The sequence below is a fragment of the Cohnella cellulosilytica genome, from assembly GCF_042431195.1.
Taxonomy (GTDB): domain Bacteria; phylum Bacillota; class Bacilli; order Paenibacillales; family Paenibacillaceae; genus Cohnella; species Cohnella cellulosilytica.
The window spans coordinates 278691-299214 of sequence record NZ_JBHMDN010000055.1 but is presented as its reverse complement, the minus strand read 5'-3'; the positions used below and the strand labels follow the sequence as shown (position 1 = coordinate 299214).

16 protein-coding genes are annotated in these 20524 nt (G+C 58.7%); 2 read left to right on the top strand and 14 right to left on the bottom strand.

Annotation, left to right across the window (positions count from 1 at the left end):
- The gene (locus ACFFT4_RS29420) at window positions 1-315 is read right to left on the bottom strand and encodes a YunC family protein (RefSeq protein ID WP_378052697.1); all 315 of its coding nucleotides are present in this window, start codon (window positions 313-315) and stop codon (window positions 1-3) included.
- 169 nt (window positions 316-484) lie between these two features.
- Between ACFFT4_RS29420 and ACFFT4_RS29415 the strand changes: the two genes are divergently transcribed.
- Window positions 485-925 carry a hypothetical protein gene (locus ACFFT4_RS29415; RefSeq protein WP_378052696.1) on the top strand — a complete coding sequence of 147 codons (441 nt, stop codon included), beginning with the start codon at window positions 485-487 and terminating at the stop codon, window positions 923-925.
- A gap of 129 nt (window positions 926-1054) precedes the next feature.
- Here the strand turns inward: ACFFT4_RS29415 and nrdF are convergent, their stop codons facing one another.
- From nrdF to ACFFT4_RS29390, 5 genes are all read right to left on the bottom strand, one after another.
- A complete protein-coding gene (gene nrdF / locus ACFFT4_RS29410; RefSeq protein ID WP_378052695.1) occupies window positions 1055-2029 on the bottom strand; it encodes a class 1b ribonucleoside-diphosphate reductase subunit beta in 975 nt (324 codons plus the stop codon).
- Window positions 2030-2077: 48 nt separating this feature from the next.
- The gene (gene nrdE, locus ACFFT4_RS29405; protein WP_378052694.1) at window positions 2078-4162 is read right to left on the bottom strand and encodes a class 1b ribonucleoside-diphosphate reductase subunit alpha; all 2085 of its coding nucleotides are present in this window, start codon (window positions 4160-4162) and stop codon (window positions 2078-2080) included.
- Window positions 4149-4508, bottom strand: coding sequence for a class Ib ribonucleoside-diphosphate reductase assembly flavoprotein NrdI (gene nrdI / locus ACFFT4_RS29400; RefSeq protein WP_378052693.1), 360 nt, complete (start codon window positions 4506-4508; stop codon window positions 4149-4151). Before nrdI ends, nrdE begins: the two co-directional genes overlap by 14 nt.
- A 205-nt stretch (window positions 4509-4713) precedes the next feature.
- The gene (locus tag ACFFT4_RS29395) at window positions 4714-6531 is read right to left on the bottom strand and encodes a putative bifunctional diguanylate cyclase/phosphodiesterase (protein WP_378052692.1); all 1818 of its coding nucleotides are present in this window, start codon (window positions 6529-6531) and stop codon (window positions 4714-4716) included.
- A 90-nt stretch (window positions 6532-6621) separates the two neighbouring features.
- Entirely contained in the window at window positions 6622-6999 is a 378-nt protein-coding gene (locus ACFFT4_RS29390) for a DUF423 domain-containing protein (RefSeq protein ID WP_378052691.1), read from the bottom strand.
- Window positions 7000-7070: 71 nt separating this feature from the next.
- Between ACFFT4_RS29390 and ACFFT4_RS29385 the strand changes: the two genes are divergently transcribed.
- Window positions 7071-7520: a hypothetical protein gene (locus tag ACFFT4_RS29385; RefSeq protein WP_378052690.1), complete on the top strand. Its 450-nt coding sequence runs from the start codon at window positions 7071-7073 to the stop codon at window positions 7518-7520.
- Between the two features lie 136 nt (window positions 7521-7656).
- Here the strand turns inward: ACFFT4_RS29385 and ACFFT4_RS29380 are convergent, their stop codons facing one another.
- The 8 genes from ACFFT4_RS29380 to ACFFT4_RS29345 form a co-directional block, all read right to left on the bottom strand.
- The gene (locus ACFFT4_RS29380) at window positions 7657-9846 is read right to left on the bottom strand and encodes a family 78 glycoside hydrolase catalytic domain (protein WP_378052689.1); all 2190 of its coding nucleotides are present in this window, start codon (window positions 9844-9846) and stop codon (window positions 7657-7659) included.
- Entirely contained in the window at window positions 9843-12122 is a 2280-nt protein-coding gene (locus tag ACFFT4_RS29375; RefSeq protein WP_378052688.1) for a helix-turn-helix domain-containing protein, read from the bottom strand. The genes ACFFT4_RS29380 and ACFFT4_RS29375 overlap by 4 nt, the downstream gene beginning before the upstream one ends.
- 82 nt (window positions 12123-12204) lie before the next feature.
- Window positions 12205-13842, bottom strand: a complete 1638-nt coding sequence (locus ACFFT4_RS29370) for an extracellular solute-binding protein (RefSeq protein ID WP_378052687.1) — start codon at window positions 13840-13842, stop codon at window positions 12205-12207.
- Between the two features lie 46 nt (window positions 13843-13888).
- Window positions 13889-14764 (bottom strand): carbohydrate ABC transporter permease, encoded by an 876-nt coding sequence (locus tag ACFFT4_RS29365; protein ID WP_378052686.1) that lies wholly within the window; start codon window positions 14762-14764, stop codon window positions 13889-13891.
- An 18-nt stretch (window positions 14765-14782) separates the two neighbouring features.
- Complete coding sequence (locus tag ACFFT4_RS29360) at window positions 14783-15715, bottom strand: ABC transporter permease (RefSeq protein WP_378052685.1); 933 nt, start codon at window positions 15713-15715, stop codon at window positions 14783-14785.
- A gap of 64 nt (window positions 15716-15779) precedes the next feature.
- Complete coding sequence (locus ACFFT4_RS29355) at window positions 15780-16046, bottom strand: hypothetical protein (protein ID WP_378052684.1); 267 nt, start codon at window positions 16044-16046, stop codon at window positions 15780-15782.
- 61 nt (window positions 16047-16107) lie between these two features.
- The gene (locus tag ACFFT4_RS29350; RefSeq protein WP_378052683.1) at window positions 16108-19200 is read right to left on the bottom strand and encodes an AAA family ATPase; all 3093 of its coding nucleotides are present in this window, start codon (window positions 19198-19200) and stop codon (window positions 16108-16110) included.
- Window positions 19197-20363 carry an exonuclease SbcCD subunit D gene (locus ACFFT4_RS29345; protein ID WP_378052682.1) on the bottom strand — a complete coding sequence of 389 codons (1167 nt, stop codon included), beginning with the start codon at window positions 20361-20363 and terminating at the stop codon, window positions 19197-19199. The genes ACFFT4_RS29350 and ACFFT4_RS29345 overlap by 4 nt, the downstream gene beginning before the upstream one ends.
- Window positions 20364-20524 lie beyond the last annotated feature (161 nt).

The window sequence follows — 20524 nt, the reverse complement described above, 5'->3', positions numbered from 1 at the left end:
TCAGGAGGCGGCCTCCGCCATGATCCGGATCGCCTCCCGCCCGCTCATGCCTGCGGTAATTCCAAGCGCTTGCGCGGCGAAGGTGACCGATTCGAGAGGCGCGTCCAGCAGCTGCTCGATCGTTCTGACCCCAACGGCCCGGCCCGCGATAATTCCGCGCTCCTTCAGCCGCTCATTGAGCAGGCCGACGTCCAGAGCGCCGCACATAATGTATCCGGGACCGGCCGTCACGGCCAGCAGCGTCGTTTTCGGCAGCAGCACTTCGACGCCGATCGCCGTCCATTCCCCGACCTGCAGCGGAATCACCTTAACCATGCCCATCACCTCCCCGCTCAGGCATAGATGCTTAAATTAAAATATGCGCATATCGAAATATTTTTCAGGGCATTTAGACCCATCCCCCTATATTGGGCGTCCATCTCGTGGTATATTGGGAACTAGGACATGGTTTTATCGAACTACCCAAGGCAACGGAGGCTTCTTCATGAGTGATACCCATCCGAATTCCGACGACTCCCATTCTTTTCTGGTGGAATTCAATATTTCTTCCTCGAATCGGGGAGAGGCTTTGAAGCAGCTGCTGCTGCAGCTGAACGACGCAAATTTCGAACATTATCGGATCGTAACGAATCCCCGGCCCGGAGCGACCCCGACGCCTGCGAAGCCCCGGTCTTCTCCGGCGGCTGTCAGGAAGACGGCTCCCAAAGCCTCCGATCCCAATCCGTTGGAGCTGCGCATTCGTTTCTTCATCGAGAACAACAAGCTGATCCGGATCAACATAAACAAAGGACGCGGCGTCAAGCTGAGCATCCCTTGCCGCGTGTTAAACTACGATTCAGACAAACAGCTCCTTACCGTGTACCATGTGGACGAGAAACAGGTCTATACCTTCGGCCTGAACGAGATTGACGATTTCGTGGAATAAGCCTGGCCGGCTGAAGGGTTAAAGCCGTCTATGAAGATCGGCGGAACATGAATGTCGGGGACGATTCAATCCACAAAAAACTCGCATGGGGCTTGTCGCTCCCGTGCGAGTTTCTTTTTGGCATCGCGCCTATTTTTCATCGAAATCGAACACGAAGTCGTCGTCGGTCATCGCTTCCACGTGAATCGTCCTTACATAGCCGTTCCCCTTCTTCGAGAAGAAGTCGTGCTGCTTCGTCCGCGTGCTGATGCCGTTGAACACGATCGGATTAACGTCCTCTTCGGGGAATACCGGATCGAAGCCCATGTTCATGAACGCTTTGTTCGCGTTGTAGCGGACGAATTTCTTAACCTCTTCGGCAAGTCCGATCGCCGTATACAGCTCGTCGGTGTACTTCTCCTCGTTCTGATGCAGATGCATGAGCAGTCCGTACAGCACCTCGTAAGCTTCCTTCTGCTCGTTCTCGTCGAGCTTGGCGTATACTTCCTGCGCCAGCACGCCCACGTAAAGTCCATGAATGCTCTCGTCGCGCAGGATGAGATCGATGACCTCGCCGCTGCTCGTCATTTTCCCCTGTCCGGCCAGATAGAGCGGGTAGAAGAAGCCGCTGTAGAACAGGTAGCTTTCCAGCAGCACCGACGCGCCCATTGCCAGGAACAGGCTGCGCGGCGAATCGATATGGTTGTAATACTGCACGATCGTATCGGCTTTCGTCTGCAAATACGGATTCGCTTCGACCCAGCGGAACACGCCGTCGATCTCTTCCGTCGATGCCAGCGTCGTGAAGATGCTGCTGTAGGACTTGGCGTGAATCTGCTCCATCATCGCCATGAAGCCGAGCACCGCCTTGCGCTGCAGCCCGTCGACATGATCGAGAATTTTCGGCATGCCGACGCCGCCCTGTACCGTATCGAGCAGCGTCAAGCCGCCAAGCACCTTCATGTACAGCTCGCGCTCCCGATCGCTCAGGTTCATCCAATCCATTTTATCGTCCGAGAGCGGAATTTCCTCGTCCGTCCAGAACTGCATAATGTTCTGATTCCAGAACGTAATCGTAAAATCGTCGTCGGGACGATTCCAGTTCACCGCTTTTAACGCGCACATATTTTGTCGTCCTCCTGATTTCCGCCGCTCGAAAGCGCGATTCGCCCCTTATACCGAGCAGGTTACGCACTCTTCCACGGAAAGGCGGTTCGTGCGCGTATAATAGAGAGATTTCAAGCCTTTCTTGGCCGCGTAGACGTAATAACGGGACAGCTGGCGCGTCGTTACGTCGCTGTTCACGTGAAGGACGGTCGAGATGCCCTGGTCCACGTGCGGCTGGATCTCGGCGATCAGGTCGATCACCTTGAACTGATCCATTTGATAGGCCGATTTATAGAAGAAAATGTTGTCCTTGCTCAAGAACGGCATCGGATAATACGTCGTCGAGTTCGCGTAAGTGCGGGTCTCGATCGGCTCGACGATCGGCATCACGCTCGAGGTCGCGTTCTGGATGTACGAGATGCTCTGCGTAGGCGCGATCGCCAGCCGGTATGCATGGTACAGCCCGTGTGCGGCCACGTCGGCCTTCAGGCCCGCCCAATCCGCGGGAGACGGAACGTCGATGCCTGCGAACAGCTGCTTCACCCGCTCCGTCGCCGGACGGTAGTCCGTCGTCAAATAACGATCGAAATAAGTGCCCTTGGCGTATTCGGAACGCTCGAAGCCCTTGAACGTTATGCCCGTGTCCCTGGCGATCTCCATGCTCTTCTCGAGGGAATGAAAATTCATCATCATGAAGAAAGTGCGGACGAAATCGCGCGCTTCCTTGCTCTCGTAAGCGATCTTGTTCTTGGCCAGATAGCCGTGCAGGTTCATCGCACCGAGGCCTACGGAATGCAGCTCGGCGTTCGCCTTGGCGACGCCCGGAGCGTTGGCGACCGTCGTCATGTCGCTGACCGCGGTCAGTCCGATTATGCCTTCGTGCACCGATTCTTTGATCTTGCGCGTATCCATCACGTTGGCGATATTCAAGGAAGCGAGATTGCAGCTAATATCTCTGCGGATCGTATCCGGCTCGAAATAATCGCCGATCTCGGACGTCTCCTGCAGTTGGAAGATTTCCGTGCACAGGTTCGACATCTTGATGCCCCCGATGTCCTTCAGCGCGTGGGCGCGATTGGCGTTGGACTTGTTCATCATATAGGGATAACCGGACTCGAGCTGCGTCGTGGCGATCTTCACGAGCATGTCGCGCGCGCTCATGACCGCTTTTTTCTTCACCCGATCGTCGGCAAGCAGCGTCTCGTACATCTCGTCCAGGTCCATATCGTCCAGATGCCGGCCGTAGTGCTTAAATACCGTATAAGGAGCGAAAACGTGCAGCGTCTCGTTCTTCTCGGCGAGCTGGTAGAACTTATCCGGCACGATCAGGCCGATCGACAGCGTCTTGAGGCGGGTTTTCTCGTCCGCGTTAATCTTCTTGCTGTCGAGGAACTCGATGACATCCCAGCCGAAAATGTTGTAGTAGCCCGCTCCGGAGCCTTTGCGCTGCCCCATCTGATCGGCGTAGGAGAACGCGTCCTCCATCAGCTTCAGCACCGGCATAATGCCTTTGGCGGCGCCTTCCACGCCTTTGATCGTCTCGCCGCGCCCGCGGATCTTCGACAGGTTGACCGCCACGCCTCCGCCGATTTTGGACAGCTGCATGCAGGTTCCGAGCACGTAGTTGATCGAGTTGAGAGAATCGTCCGTCTCCAGCAGGAAGCAGGACACCATCTCCCCTCTTCGGCTCTTGCCCGCGTTCAGGAACGTCGGCGTTGCCGGCTGCAGGCGCTGCTCCATCATGGACGCCGCCAGGGCGCGGGCCGCGTTGAAGTTCCCTCTCGCCAAATTCAAGGCCACAATCGAGACCCGGTCGGGAAAATGCTCGAGATACCTCGTCTTGTCGTCCGTCTTGACGGCGTAATCGGTGTAGAACTTGGAGGCGGCCATATACGATTTGAATTGGAAGCGATAGCTGTGCGTCAAGTCGTAGATCCGGTCGACTTCCTCTTCCGTGTAGCGCTCGTAGACGTTCTCGTAATAATTGTGCTCCAGCATATAGCGAACCTTCTCGCGATGGCTGGCGAATGGGACGCTCTTGCGGTAGACGTCCTCCATGAATTCCGCGACGGCTTCGCGATCCTTATCCAATTGGAAGAAGCCTTCCGTATCTCTTTGCATCAGCAAGTTGTTCAGTTCAATATGACGCAACTGCGCCCACCTCCTCAACGAATCGCTCTACGTCCTTCGTCGTGCCGGACAGCTCGAACTTGCTGATAACGGGCACCCCGTACATCTCGGCGATGCGGTCCGCGCTCAGCGCGAAGCCCGTTCCCCAGTTGCGGTTGCCGCTTGCGGATACTCCGCGGAGCTTCCGGTGGTTTTTCTTCAAGAACGAAGCGACTTTATCCGGCACTTGCCCGAAACCCGTCGTATACGTAATGAGAACGAAGGGCTGATCGAGATCCATGGACTCCTCGATTTGCACCGATGGAAGCTTTAATTTCTCTACAAACCTCCGTACGTTACCCGTCCTGGAATCATAGGCGATCAGCATCCCAATCATTCTCCCTTCGTGGAATCGAACACAATATGTATAGCGGTATTACCCAATTTATATCAAGATATTGTGTCTGTCAAGGTGAAAGATGACCTATTGACAAATGCCGATCATTGGCTATTTCATGCGAAAAAACAAAGAAAAAGGCCGTCCCGCACGCAGGGACGCACCCGATTGTCGATATGAAAAAACAGGCCGCTATCTAATGATAATTGGGCAGCGCGGGACCGTTAAGCTTCTCCGACAGCAGCCCCTGAGCGCCCGCGCTGGACAGCGGAGGGCTGCCGAAATACCCCTGCATCTCGTCGCAGCGATGAGAACGCAGGAAGTGCACCTGGTCCTTCGTCTCGACCCCTTCGGCGATCACCTGCATTTGCAGGTTGTGCGCCATCGAAATGATCGCCGCGACGATCGCCGCGTCGCTCGGGTCCTGCTCGATGTCCCTGACGAAGGAACGATCGATTTTCAGGCGGGCGATCGGCAGGTTTTTCAGATAGTGAAAGGAGCTGTACCCCGTCCCGAAGTCGTCGATGCTGATGTTGACCCCGAGATCGATCAGCTCTTGCAAATACTGCGAGGCCCGTTCGACGTCCATCGTCATGCTCTCCGTGATCTCGAGCTCCAGATAACGCGGGTCGAGGCCGGTCTGGCGCAAAATTTCGGAAATTTTGCCGGTCAAATTTTGCTGCGAGAACTGTCGAAGAGAGAGATTGACGGATACCGGGATGCTGAGCAGTCCCTGGTCCTGCCACGCTTTGTTCTGCCTGCAGGCTTCCTCGATGACCCATTCGCCGAGCGGCAGAATCAGGCCGCTTTCCTCCGCCGCGGGGATAAATTCGGCCGGGGAGACGAGCCCGCGCTCGGGATGCTGCCATCGAACCAGCGCCTCCATGCCGACGATCTGGCCGGAAGCGAGGTCGTATTGGGGCTGATAGTGCAGCACGAATTCCTGGTTTCTGAGCGCGCTGTGCATTTCATGCTGAATCGTCAGCTTCTCGATCGCGATATGATCCATATCGCCGGAATGCAGCATATAGTCGTTCTTGCCGTTTACCTTCACCCGGTGCAGGGCGGTATCCGCGCGCTTGAGCATCGTGGCCGCGTCGTCCGATCCGTCCGGACTTACCGAGACGCCGATGCTGACCGTCACGTGCACCGGCACGCCGTTTAACTCGAACGGCTCCTTCAAGACGGACATCAGCTCGTCAAGCCGCGCGGACACTTCGTCCGCGCTCTGCATCGAATCCAGGCAGGCGGCGAATTCGTCGCCTTCCATGCGCGCAAGATCGCCCGGAACGGACAAGCTGCGACTGAGCCGCTCCGCGATCTGCAGCAGCAGCATGTCCCCGAAATCGCGGCCGAAAGACGCGTTGATCAGCTTGAAGTGATCCACGTCGATATAGCAGACGGCAAGCGGCCTTCCGCTCTCGCGGGCCGCCCGCAGCCGCCCTTCCAGCAGACTCATGAAAAACTGTCTGTTCGGCAGCCCCGTCATATCGTCGTAATAGGCCATATAGCGTATGCGCTCAAGCGAGCGCTTGCGGTCGCTGATATCTTCGATGAACACGAGAATGCCGATTGTCCGGTTTCTGCGGACGAGCGGCGAAGTATGAATGTTCAGATCGATCGCATGTCCTTGCTTATGTATAACCTTGATTTCGGTGGAGCAGACTTCCCCCTGGAGCGTCCGCTGAAACACAAGCCGCGTCCGCCCTTGGGAGCTGTCGGCCAGCATCGTCTCGAACGACTTGCCGTTCAGCTCGTCCTTGCCGTATCCGACCATATCGGAAGGATCGCGGTTAATGTCCAGAAATCGCCCCTGCCGGTCGATGACCGCGAATGCGATCGGGCTGTGATTGTACAGCGAATTCAACAATTCCCACTGATAAGCAGGACCCGCATGCTTGGTCCGATAACGTTTGCGCGAGAAGATCCAGCCTAATGAAGCGGCGCTTGCGGTCAATGCTGCAACGCCGGCGATCCCCGCCAGCCAAAGTCCGTCGTTGGACCATCCGTTCACGAGGCTACGTCCTTCCTCCGCCATGGGCAACTAATTACTGGAACAACATTTCTATTATAGTTCAAATGGCGCGAATTTGTAGGCCATATTTTACCTTTTTTTATCGTTGCGCGCGGCCAGCGCCAGGCAGATCCAGCCCGCGATAAACGCAACGCCCCCGAGCGGCGTAACGGCTCCGAGAATTTTGACCCCGCTGAGCGCGAGAACGTACAGGCTGCCGGAAAACAGCACGATTCCGGCGACCAGCAATCTGGCCGCCCAGGCGGCCATTTTAGGCGAAGGAAGCCGATCGATCAGCAAGGAGACGAGCAGTATGCCGATCGAGTGAAACATATGGTACTGCACGCCGGTATCGAAGACGTCCATCATGTCCGCCGTTAACCGGTCCTCCAAAATGTGGGCGCCGAAAGCGCCTATCGCCACAGAAAGCATAGCCGCGATGGCGCCTATTTTTGTATACTTATTCATGCGGGGTTTAATCCTCCTTGGATTTGGACAGCATTTCAACATCTATCATATCCTGAATGAGGTGGAAAGTCATGAACGAACCGTTCGAAAAAGATGAACAATTTGCGAACCGCCCGCCCTTCTCCCCGGTCGAGGGGCACAGCTATCAGCCGCTCAAGCACAGCGGACTGGGAATCGCCTCCTTCGTGCTGTCGCTTGTCGGCATCGTCTCCTTCGTCATTTTGACGATCGTCATCATGTCTCTGATGTTCCAGGCTATCGACATCACGCAGTTTATCGACGAGAACGGCAATCAGCTGATGACCGAACAGGAGATTCTGGACAAGTTCCAGCCTTACATCGGTTACCTGGTTCTCTACCCGCTGCTGATCCTCGTCATCCTGGTCGGACTCATCCTCGGCATCGTCGCCCTGGCGCGTCCCGGCTACAAGAAAGTGTTCGCGATACTCGGAACGGTGTTTAACGGCCTTCCTCTCCTGTTCGTTGCGCTGCTGTTCCTGGTCGCCCTTGCCGGCTCTTAAGCGCGGACGCGAATAAGGGACTGCCCCATAAATAAAAGAGTCGTACCGATCATCTTGTACGACCTTACTTAGGGCGCAGTCCCTTCCACAGCTTCCACAGGCATTCCCGAGCCGGGGATGCCTTTTCTCTTTCTCCTTATTCCCGAACGACGCGAACGCCCGCAGGAAAATCGCATTCCCATTCGCCGTTCCGATATTCGAGGCGGATCGCCCCCGAACGGACGCGCAGCTCCAGCTTGCAGTGCGTCCAGGACGCGGGGACACGCGGCGAGAACGCAATCTCCGTCCAGCCGGGCTTCGCCGGCCGAAGGCCGATGATCTCCTCGATCAACAGCGGGATCGGAGCGCTCGCCCAGGGGTGGCACAAGCTCGTGTTCCATTTCTGGTCCTTGCCCCAGGCCTCGAAGCAAGCCGTCGCCCCCTCCTTCAGCATATTGCCCCACGAATGCTCGTCCTCCGAGGACATCAAGTCATAGATCAGCGCATGCTCGCCCGCCCGCGCCAGCGCCCGCAGCACGAAATACGAGAAGTAGACGCCGCAAGCGAGACGTTTCTTCCTCATAAGGCCGACGATGCTCGGCACGGCTTCTTCCGGCGCCAGATCGAACAGCAGCGGCAGCGCGTTGGCATGCAGCGCATGGTGGCGGCTCCCTTCCGCATCGACGAACAAGCCGCAGGATTCGTCATAGAATGCGCGGACAAAGCTCCTCTGCAGCTCGGGCAGCCGATCCTCGCAGGCAATTCCCAACGCGTCGCGAATTTCGTTCGTCGCGCGAATACATCCGAGATAGAAGGCGTTGACGACGTTATGGCAGCCCGGCCCGACCGGCCTGGACAGGTCGAAGTCGTATCCGTCCCGCAGCTCTTGCGGCCAGTCTACCAGATTCCACTTGTCGAACACGTCGCGCAGCAGCCCGTCTTCCCGCTCATGCGATTCGAAATACGTCAGCAATCGCTCGGCGTACGGATACATCCGCTCCACGAACGCCAAGTCGCCGCTGTACCGGTAATACTCCAGCAGCTGCATCGGCCATTGCAGCGAGTAATCGGCGATTTCCTGCATCAGGTGGCCCGGCACGACGGCCATCAAGCCTTCGCATACGGAGCTGCTGCGCGCGAACTGTTCGATCGCTTTGCGGTACAAGCGCAAGTCGCCGCTAATCAACATATGGGAATGCCCGATGACCGTATTGTCCCCGAGATACTGCCCCTTCTCCCGGGTCGGGCAATCCACGTAATTCTCTTGCGCGCCGTACTTGACCCCGTTCTTGCAGATCGCGAAGATCCGGTTCATCCGCTCGTCCGAAGAAGCGAATCGGCAGCTCCCTTCGTCCAGCGGATAATGGCGAACGATCGCCCGGAACGAATCGGGCTGCAGCGCCTTCTCCGGTCCGCGCGCCTCGACGTAGCGGAATCCCTTGTAATCGAACGTCTCGAACGTATCTTCCCCGCCGGACAACGCCCAAGTATCGCGGTACAGGCAGTTGCAGCGAAGCTCGTAGCGAACGGACCGTCCGTCCGGCAGCAGCTCTTCGCCGGACAGAATCTCGACCTCTTCCCCGGCTTCCCCTCTCGCCTTCATCGTGAACTGACCGGTCAGCTCTTCGCCGAAATCGATCAAATAATGTCCGGGCGCAAGCCGCGCGACTTGGACGGGCTTCTTCTTGTACACGGAGAGTATCGGCGTCGGCTGCAGCGTAAACCTATAGTCCGCGTTCGGATGAACCGCGGCGTTCGGCCACGAGGCGTCGTCATAATCGGCAGCCGTCCATCTGCCAAGCGACAAGCGGGCATCCACCCGTTCCGTGAACTGAGTGTCGTAGCCAATCGCTTCGCCGGGCCGATTATCCGTTCCGCGAATCGCTTTCCAGGTTTCGTCGCTCTTCACGAGCAGCCGATCTCCCGCCCGGATTTCCGCGATCAACCCTTGCCGGTAATCGGCGCTATTGTAAGCGCGGTTCAACAGTCCCTGGTAATAGACATGAACGGCAATCGCATTGCGGCCCGGGCGCAGCGCATCCCGTATGTCCAGCCGGTTGTAATAATACTCCTCCGCGTCGCTCTGGGCGGGGCCTTGTCCGACGAACGCGCCGTTCACGTACGCCTTGTAATAATCGTCGGCCGTAATATCGAGATGGATCGGCCCTCCCTCGAGCGCTTCGCCTTCCACCTCGAACGTTTTTCTTGCATGCCAGTGATGATGGCGCAGCTTCGGATCATGCGCCGGAGCTTCCTTCACAGCCGTCTCCTTGTGAAACAGCAAGGGCTTCTCCAATCCAAGATAAGCCTCATCCGTCAACCATTCGGCAAGCCATTGTTTCGTCATCGTTCTCCCCGCTCTCCTGAATCGTACGACAGCCCGGCCGCTGCCGTGCCGCACGATTGCGATTGTTTGCGATATTCGCCCGGCGTGACGCCGACGATCTTTTTGAACACCCGGTTAAAAGAGAAGGTATAGAGATAGCCGACCTCAAGCGCCACTTTGTGGATCGGCGCGTCCGTCGACCGCAGCAGCTCGATGGAGCGCGCAATGCGAATTTTCGCCAGATAATCGACGAAGTTCTCGCCGAACGCTTCCTTGAACATGCGGCTCATGTAGCTCTGATTCATCTGGAACTGCTCGCTTAACAGCCCCAGCGACAGCTCCGGTACGTTCGCGTGCTCCTCGATATACGCCTTCACGCGCCGGATCGCTTCCTGATTGTTGCGCGCGGCGCGAAGCTTCTCGATTTGCTCGGCCGCGGCCCGCATATGCCGCAGGAAAAGCGCGCCGATTTCCTCCACGGACGCGTACTGCCGCAGCTCGTTCTTCATCTGCGATTCCGCTTCGTCCCAAATCTCCTTGGAGGCGGCCGGCAGCTCGGAGAACGCATTGGACAGGTTAAATAAGAAATACGTCATAATGTGATCCACATCCTGCCTGACGGTCAGGCGCTGCGCCACCTCTTCCAGAAAGCGGACAAGTTCGGCCTCCCATGCCCGATCTCTTCTCTTAAAGCCGTCGACGATAAGATGGACGGATTTGAGATAGTCAACCGCGCCGCCGCGTCCCCGCTGCAGCACTTCCGAGTAAGCGATCGTCGCATTGCCGTCCACCGGCTTCTCCCGCAGCGCTTTTCCCGCTTCGTCGAACGAAACGGGAACGCCGTCCCAATCCGCGGCGCCGCGCCCGATGCCGACGGACACGGTATAATCCAGATTCTCGTCGATCCATTGCCGAATCCTCTCGCACAGAGAGACGATGCCCGAGTCCGAATCGTCCCCCTCTTCCCCGCATTGGAGCAAGACGGTGAGCCGCTCCGGTTCCAGCCATTCGGACCAGACGTCGACGCCCGCTTCCGCGCCGATTTCCTGCACGACGCTTTCGATTACGAATCGAAACAAATATTGATCGCGGGAGTTATATTTCTCGCATATGCCGGCATATTGGTGAATTTCAAGCAGGGCGACATACCGTCTGCGGAACGCGGTCTCCAGCCGCAGCTCCGTCATTTCCCGCTCCCACGTCTGCCGGTCCATGGCGCGTTCTCCGCCGACCCATTCGGCGAACAGCTGCCTTCTGCGGTACAGCAGATTTTCCTTATGCGCGTCGCTGTACTGGTTCGCGGCCTCGATCAAATGATCGACCATGCTCTCGATAAACCGCGGATTGTCGCCGACGAGTTCCGGAAGCTCCTGCGACTTGGCGCGGGAATACTGCGTAATGCGCAGCAGAATGCCGTCGATCGGCGAAGTATACTTTCTCGCGAACAGGACGATCATGATCGTCCCCAGCAGGACGGCAAACAGACCGACAACGATCCAGCCGTAATAAAATTCGTTGATGAACCCGTACGGATAAGCGCTCCGCAGCCCGCTGCGAATTTCCCAGCCCGCGTAATCGGAACGGATGACGGACAGCTCGTCTCCACCGCTCTCCCCGGTCGTCAGGATCACCTGGTCCTCCCCGTCGCGAACGGTGAGATAGCTGATATCTTGCGTGGTCATTTTGCTCACCATCGCCCTGAGCGCCTCCGTGGAGACGTTCACCACCAAGAAGCCGTCCGCGGTCGACAGCAACGGCACTCTCTTGACCAGGGACACGACCGGCACCGAGATGCGATTCTCGGCGAACAGCCGATAGTCGCGAACGCCCGTCCAGGTGTACGGGATATCCCCCTCCGTCAGCTGCCGGACGAAAATATCGTCCCCGAAATATTCGTTGGGCAGCAGCGCGCTGGTGCTTAACACCTTCCGATCGGCGATCCGGTAATAGTAGATGGAGTCGATCATCGGAAAGTTCAACTGCAGGCTGCGCAGCTTCTCGGATACCCGGCTGTAGAGAAGGTGCTCGTTCATTCCCGGCAAACTGTCCGGGTACAGGAATCTCTCTATATCCTCGTTGGCGTTAATTTCCCGAATGACGATGAGATTGATGTTCTCCAATGTGGATTCGATCGTTTGCATGACATGCTTGGCATACGTTTCGCTGGATTGCGCCATTTGCGAATTCGCCATCTGGCCGATCGTCATGAAGAACACGAATCCCAAAAAAACAATGACCAAATAAAAGATCGGCAAATAAGCGGACAGCAACCGGCTAAACCAGGATTTTGATTTCACGAGACCGCCCCCGTAAGGACAGAAAATCCTATCGGCGGCAGTAGGCGGCCGCCGATAGGACAACTTCTGGTCCATTCGACTACTAGAATACCATGCTGTACAAGTCGTCCGCGAACACCCAGGTGTCTTTATTCTCTTGATACCACTGGGCATACCATTGTTCAAGCTTCGCCCCGCCCGACTTCGTCCACAGATCCTGCGCCTCGGTCAACGCCTGCTCCGTCGTATAGCCGCCGCCGCTCACGATCGCCTTGCCCAGCAGGTCTGAAATCGGCGTATTCGTATTGTTGGCGATGAACTGCAAGTCGTTCGGAAGACCCGGCATATACTGACCGTGCGTGATGCTTGGAACCGGACGCTCCTTGGAAATGTACAATTCGCGCGCCTTCGTCATCATGTCGTACACTTCTTTGTCGAGCGGCTTCGACTGATCCAGGTCCGTCAAATACTTGTCGTACTCGTTAATCAGATATTGACCGCCCAGCATCCGGAAATCTCCGAGCCAACTGACTTCCTTGTCGTACTTGTCCTGGTCGAGGATGACCTCCGTCCCGTCCTCCATCTTGTAATGGACATCCGGCAAGCCGTATTTGAACGTATGAATCGTCGATTCGGCGCTCATGAAATCTACGTATCTCATGACCCCTTCCGGCGACTTCGCCTTGACGTTCACCACGCCGCTCATCTGGATCGGCGGATTAAACTCCGGACTGAACCGGCCGTATTCGCTGCGCGGGAACGCAAGGATCGCAAGCTTGGCGTCCGGCACGTTCTTCTTCAAGGTTTCGTAATTGTTATAGACTTGCACGACATTGCCCGAATACGCGAACAAGCCGACTTTGCCGGATACGAAATCCTGCAGCGATTTCTCTCCGTTCTTGTCCGTCAAGTAGTCCTTGTCCACGAGCCCTTCGTCGAACAGGCGCTTCTTGTAGGCGGTCGCGGCTTTCACCCGTTCCCAATCCTTGACCATGACGCCGTCCTCGATAACCCAGCCGGTATCCTGGAAGGCCGTGCTGATCCAGCCGGCGCCGCTCAAATTCGTGCCGTACGTATCCGGCTTGCCGTTGTTGTCCGGGTCGTCCTTTGCAAACGCCTTCATGACCTCGAACGCTTCGTCCGTCGTTTCCGGTGCCTTCAGGTTCAGCTTCTCCAGCCAATCCTCGCGAATGAACAGGAAGGTCCCGGGGATATAGCCCAGCACGCGCCCGAATTCGTAAATCTTGCCGTCGGATTTCGTGCCGAGCGTGCGAAGAAGCGGGAACTTCTCCATGAGCGCTTTATATTCGCCGCTCTTCTCGATCATATCGTCGAGCGGGATAATCTGCTTCTGCAAGTAGAGCTGGTTCCGGAAATCGGCGTCGTATTCGAGAATCAAATCCGGCGCGTCGCCCGCCGCCAGCAGCGCGTTATACTTCACCACCGACTCCCAACGCGGCACCGGCGAATACGTAACCTTCACGCCGGACTCTTCGTTCACCCACCGGGTCCACAGGTTATCGACGATCGTGCCCGCCTCCGGCGGCACATTCCCGCGGTCGTACATCGAGACGGTGATCGCGGGGACGGCCGGCTGTCCCTCGCTGCCGCTTGGTTTGGCGCTTCCGCCAACGCCCCCGTTGCCTTCATTCTTCGAACAGCCCGCGAGCGCGACACTGGAAGCGAGCGCGGCCGTCGCGGCGAGCATTCCCGCTTTTTTCAATACCCGGGTACTTTTCAAGAAATAACCTCCTCGTTTAATTGTAAATGACGGCGCCCGCTCAGGGCTACCCTTTAATCGCGCCGATCAGGATGCCTTTCAAGAAATACTTCTGCAGGAAAGGATAGACGACAAGCATCGGCAAAACCATGACAATAACGCCGGCCGACCGGATCGATACCGGGGTCAGGCTAGTGAAATCCTCGGGCGACAGATTGCCGATCTCCTGCATCAGCTGCTGGCTTTGAATCATCTGCTGGACCAGCACCGCCAGATTGTGTTTGTCCGGCGAATGGATGAACAGCATGACGTTAAAGAACGCGTTCCAATGTCCGACCCCGTAGAACAGTCCGAGCGCCACGAAGACCGGAAGGGACAGCGGCAGGAAAATCCGCAGCAGCATCCGCCACTCCCCGCAGCCGTCGATTCTGGCCGCTTCCACCAGCTCGTCGGGAATCCCGACGAAGAACGTGCGAAGCACGAGCATGTTATACACGCTGACCAGACCGGGAAACCACAGCGCGCCGTACGTATTGACCAGACCGAGCGACTTGACGAGCAGGAAGCCCGGAATCATGCCGCCCGAGAACAGCATCGTGAACACGATCGCAAGCGTAAAAAAACGCCGGCCGTACATCAAATTTCTGGACAAAGGGTAAGCGCACAGCAGGGTGAACAACAGGTTCAGCGCCGTACCGACCGCCATAATCTCGAAGCTGTTCAACGTTGCGCGGACGATGTTCGTGCCGCTCGCCAGCTTCTCGTAAGCCATGGCCGTCAGTCCGCTCGGCCAGAAGCTTACGGCCCCCGACGCGATGGCCGACTGATCGCTCAAGGAAAGCGCGAGCAGGTGAACGAGCGGCAGGATGCAGCTTAGGGCAAAGAGGGACAGCAGCGCGGCATTGATCCCGAAAAACACTTTATCTCCGATGGAATCTCTCATTTCGTTCTCCTCCCGTTTCTACCAAAGTCCGTGACCGAATCGACGAGCAATGCTGTTCGCGGTCAGGACGAGGATGAGACCGAGGAGCGATTCGAACAATCCGAGCGCCGTCGCCAGACTGAATTGGCCGCCGTTGATTCCCGATTTGTAGCTCCACGTCGAGATCACCTCGGAGACGCTGGAGACGACGGAATTTTGCAAAACGTACACTTGGTCGAAGCCGACCTCCATAATGTTGCCGATCGAAAGAATCATCAAGATGAAGATGACCGGACGGATTGCGGGCAGCGAGATGTGCCACAGCTGTCTCCATTTGTTCGCCCCGTCCAGGCCGGCGGCTTCGTACAGCGCTTGGTCGACCCCCGATAACGCGGCCAGGTAAATGATCGAGCCCCAGCCCGCCCCTTTCCAGATGCCCGCGCCGACGAAGATCGACATCCAGGAACCCGTATGATAGAGGAAAGCATAAGGCTCGCCGAACAAGCGCTGCACGATATAGTTCACCGCGCCGGTTTCCTGCGAGAAGATCGTGACCACGATTCCCCCTACGATGACCCAGTTCAGAAAATGAGGCAAAAATACCGCCGTCTGCACCGTCTTCTTGAACCAACGCGCCCGCACCTCATGGATCATCAGGGCGATCAGGATCGGAAAAGGAAAGCCGACGACGATCTGCAAAGCGCTGAGGACGAAGGTGTTGCGTAAAATATTCAGCGTTAACGGATACGTAAACAGCATCTCGAAATGGTCGAGCCCGACCCACGGGCTGCCCCAGATGCCGTCGGTGAAGTTGTAATTTTTGAACGCGATCGCGAGCCCCGCCATCGGGAAGTACCGGAACACGAGAAAGTACGCGATAATTGGCGTAAACATGATGAACAGCGGAACGTTCATCTTTAATCGCGCGATGTCGAAGCGCCGGCGCGTCCGTTCCATGCCGTCCATGTCCATGCAGTCCCTCCCTTTGTGAATGTCGTTAGAGATGGTTGCAACCAGTTCCCATGTTAGGCACTCCTCATTTTTCCTGCAAGCAGCACTTTTTTTCGGGAGACACACTTTTTGATCGATTTGAAAATTCCGCCGGGCTGCCCGGGCGTTTCCGGCTGAAGACCTTTGCGGCGAGCGCGAAAGTCAAATATTGTGCGCGATTCAAAAAATGAGCCGCATGCCCGCCGGCCCAGCCGTGAAATAGCAAAAAGCGCCAGCTCCCGGAAAAAATCCGGAAAATGGCGCCAACGCTTATTTTCGGCTCCTGCCTACGGATATCCACCCGCACATTCATAGTCCGCCTTCGGATGAGCCATCTGACGGCAGCGAGGGTGTGTATGCATACACGCCCTAGGCTACTTCACGATAAACTTCGTGCGGCTGTGGCCTTCCTTCGTCTTGCTGACTTCCAGGACGGCCGGGAACGCCAGCTTCAATTCCTGCACGTGCGAGATGACGCCGATCATGCGGCCGGACCGCTGAAGATCGACAAGCGCGGCGATCGCCTTGTTCAGCGAGTCCTCGTCCAACGAGCCGAAGCCTTCGTCGATGAACATCATCTCGATCGTCACGCCGCCCTGGTACGCTTGGATGACGTCGGCCATGCCGAGAGCGAGGCAGAGCGAGGCGTTAAACTTCTCCCCGCCGGACATCGACTTGACGTCGCGATTCTGTCCGGTGTAGGCGTCGTATACGTCGAGACCGAGCCCGCTCTGCTTGCCGCGCGATTCCAGCCGGTCGCTTCGCTCCAATCTGAACTGCCCGTTCGACAAGTCCGTCAGCCGAACGTTGGCCGCATGCAAAATCTGCTCGAGAAACTCGATCAAAATGTAGCGCTCGAACGAAATTTTCAGCGGATTGTCGCCTTTGAGCATTTGATAAATATCCGCGACCCGCTGCTGGCGCTGCTCCAGTTCGCGGAATTGCGCCTCGGCCTCGGCGATCGCGGCCAGCAGCCGGCGGGCTTCGCGCTCGTATCCTGCGGCCGCGTGCAGCTCGGCAACGACCTGCTCCAGGCGGCCTTTCCATTCGTCGAGCGCCGCTTGCAGGGCAGCCGTATCCGGTCGGACCTGGCCGCTCAAGTCGCCCTCCAGCTCGGCGATCTGCCGGCTCAAGGTCGTCACCTGCAAGCTGAACTGCTCGATGAGCGAAGCAAGGCGGGCGCGGTCGGCTTCGTCCATCTTGGCCGCGCGATAAGCGTCGGCCGCGCCGAAGCCGGCTTTCGCCAGCTCCTCGGCGAATCTCTCTTCCGTTCGCCGGCGCAGCTGTTCGGCCTCGTCCCGCCGGCTGGTCGCTTGAGCGGCGTTCGTCTTCTCCTCCACGTGCTTGGCCTGCGTGCTCTGCAGCCGACGCTGCGCCTCCAGCCAAGAGGCGTTCAAGCGCTCGACAAGCGCGGACTGCTCGCGATGACGGGCGGCGAGCCGGTCCGGGGAACGCAGCGGCTCGGGAACGCGCCTCAGCTCGCTCTCGAGCACGGACTGCTTCGCGCTTCGCTCGACCGACAGGCGATGCTGTTCGGCCAGCAGCCGCTCGCGCTCGGCTTGCAGACGTTCAAGCTGCGTCTCCAGCTTCTCGGCTTCGAGCCGGCGGCTTTGAACGGCCTCGGCCTGCCGCTTGCAGCGATCGGTCTCCTGCCGGACGCTCTTGCCCTCGGCCTCAGCTTGGGCCAGCTGCGCGCTCAGCGGCTCGCCCGTAATGCCGTACTCAGCGGCCAGCTCCGCCCGGCCGGTACGGCTGTCGCCGGCCGCGGCCGCCTGCGCCCTCGCTTCGCCCAGCTCGCCTTCGGCGGCGCGAAGCTTCTCCTTCGCCTCCTGAAGCTGCTCGCGCGTCGGGACGCTCGAAGCCGGAACGGCTTTGGCCGGGTGCGACTCGCTGCCGCAGACCGGACACGGCTTGCCGTCGTGCAGATGCCCGGCCAGCAGCCCCGCCTGCCCCTCCAGCCACAGCGTCTCCGCGCGGTCGTGCTCTTCCTTCAGCTTGGCCGCCGCGCGCTGCAGCTCCTCTTCAAGCTTGGACCAGCTCTCCAGCCGTTTGTCCAGCTCGTCCAATTCCTTCAACAGCTTATACTTGCTCCTTAACCGCTCGTAGCGCTCCAACGCTTCCGGCAGCTTGGCGGCCTCCGATTCCGCCAGCTTCAAGCCTTCGGCAACGACTCGCCGCTCCTCGCGAAGCCGTTCAAGCTGCAGCTCCGCCTCCGCTCGCCGCGCGGTTACCGCCTGCTCCTGCGCAGCCAAGCGCTCGACCTCGAGCCGGCGCTCGTCGAGCGTCCGCACGATCGGCTGCAGCTCGGCCAAGCGCGTCAGCCCGCGCTCCGCCTCCTTGCGCTCCTCGTCCCGCGCCTCCTCGCTCCGATAGCGCTGCTCCGCTTCCGCATGCGCGCGCTCGGCTTCGGCGGCGTCGCGCAGCTTGCGTTCGAGCTCGCCGCGCTTCTGCTCGGCCTGCCGCGCCGCCTCCGCCGCCTGCTCCTCGTACGGCAGCAGCCGCGCCGCCTGCTCGGCCAGCTTCAGCCGCCGCTCGCTCTCGTCCGCCTCGGCTTTGCGCTCCTCCAGCCGAGCGAGCTGCCCGCGCTTCTCCGCAAGCTGCGCGAACCTCGCCTCCAGCGCCAGCGCCTCCCGCAGCGACCGCTCGCTGTCCTGCAGCCGCGCTTCGAGCGCCGCCTTGTCTCGGCCGATTTCCTCGGACAGCGTTTCGTAATAGGCGATTTCCTGCGTCAACCCGTCCGATACCTGCGCCATGCTGCTGTATTCCTGAAGCAGCGTCGCCGCAAGCGCGCTCCCCTCCCGCTGTGGCAGCGATTGCTGCGCCTGCTTGGCGTATACGTCCTGCATCGCCTTCGCCTGCCTCAGCGCCTCCTGCAGCTCGCGGTTTTGCCGCTGGAACCGGTCCTCGATCTTCTGATACAGTCCCGTTCGGAAAATGCGCCGCAAAATCTCTTCCTTATTTTCCGTATCGGACGTAAGCAGCTTGCGAAATTCTCCCTGCGGCAGCATGACGATCTGTCCGAACTGCTCCCGGGTCAAGCCGAGCAGCGCTTCGATCCTGGCGTTCACGTCCGAGACGGTGAAGCGGTCGAGGCAGGGGACCTCTTCCCCTCCGGTTGTCTCGTACAGCTCCGCCTTGCCTCCGGTCTCGCTTTTGTTCGCGCCCCGGCGATGGGGCATCTGCCGGAATACGCGATACGTCCGCGCGCCGACCGCAAAATCATAATCCACCGACGTATGTACTTCGTCATCCGCGAAATGGCTCCGCAGCATCCGCGGCTCCGCGCGGTCCTCCCCGCTGGCGCTGCCGTACAGCGCGAAGCAGACCGCATCGAAGATCGTCGTCTTGCCCGCTCCGGTGTTGCCGGAGATGACGAACAGCCGCCGCTCCCCGAGCGCCGCGAAATCGATCGTCTCCGCGTCCCGGTAAGGGCCGAACGCCGTCATGCAGATTCGAATCGGCTTCATTCCGCTCCCCCTTCCTCGCGCAGGACGGCCGCGTACGCTTCCGCGAACAGCTCCCGCTTGTCCGAAGTCAGCGGCAAGCCTTTCACTTCCTGATAGAATGCCGCGAACAGCGCGACCGGATCGGCTTCCCTCCTGGCCGATCTGCCCGCCGCCTCGTCCGCGCCTTCCGCCCCGGCTGCGGCCGTCGTTCTGCGTTCGACGTGCAGCGCGTTCGGATACACGGCGCGAACCTTCTCCATCGGGAACAGCACCGGATTGTCGTTCAGCAGCGTCACGAACACGTAATCGTCGCATACCGGATGCCGCTCGAGCTCCTCGATCGGCGCGGCGATGCGGCGCATGTCGCGGCGGGGCTTCAGCTCCCTTTTCTCCGCCGATACGTTCCCTGCCCCATCCAGCTCAACGACGAAGAAGCCTTTGCGATGATTCTCCTCGGAAATCGAATATTTCAGCGGAGAGCCGGCGTAGCGGATCCGCTCGTCGCCGACGTGATGCGCCTGGTGCAGATGACCCAGCGCCGTATAATGAAAGCCGCCGAAATATTCGGCATGCACATGCTCCGCTCCCCCGATCGCCAGCGGGCGCTCCGATTGGCTCGTATTTTCCTCCGGCCTTGCGCCCGGCGTCACGAACGCGTGCCCGACGAACACGTGGCGCGCCGCGCCGTCCTTCCCCGCATCGATGCGGTCGACGATCGCCTTCATCGCGTCGTCGTGCGTGCGAATATTTTCATCCCCGAGTATGTAACGAACTTGAGCCGGGTCGGCGTAAGGCACGAGATGGAAATGGACTTCCCCGTAATCGTCCTTCAGCACAACCGGCTTGGGCTCGGCCTTGAGCTGGCCGACCAGGTGCAGCCCCCTCGCCTCCATGATGGCCGTGCCGAACGACAGCCTGTCCGGGCTGTCGTGATTGCCCGAGATCGCCAGCAGCGGCGTGTTCAGCCCGACGACGATGCGCTCGAACAGCTCGTCCAGCAGCTCGACGGCTTCCGTCGGCGGAATGGCCCGATCGTATAAATCTCCGGCGACGATCACCGCGTCGGGCCGCTCCTGCTCTATCGTTGCTATGAGCTGCTCCAGCACGCAGCGCTGGTCGTCCGTCATATAGACGCCCTGCACAAGCTTGCCCAGATGCCAGTCGGCGGTATGTATGAACTTCATGAGGCGTTGTCCCTCCCATGTCCCCGTAATGTCGCGACCGATCGCGCGAACCTACTATTATTGTAATCTATCGCCGGCCCGATTGCAGTTGGTAAAATGCGCTTCCGTCCCAAACCGACTTGTCCGAGACATGCATACACATCGTTTGGCCGAACTTGAAT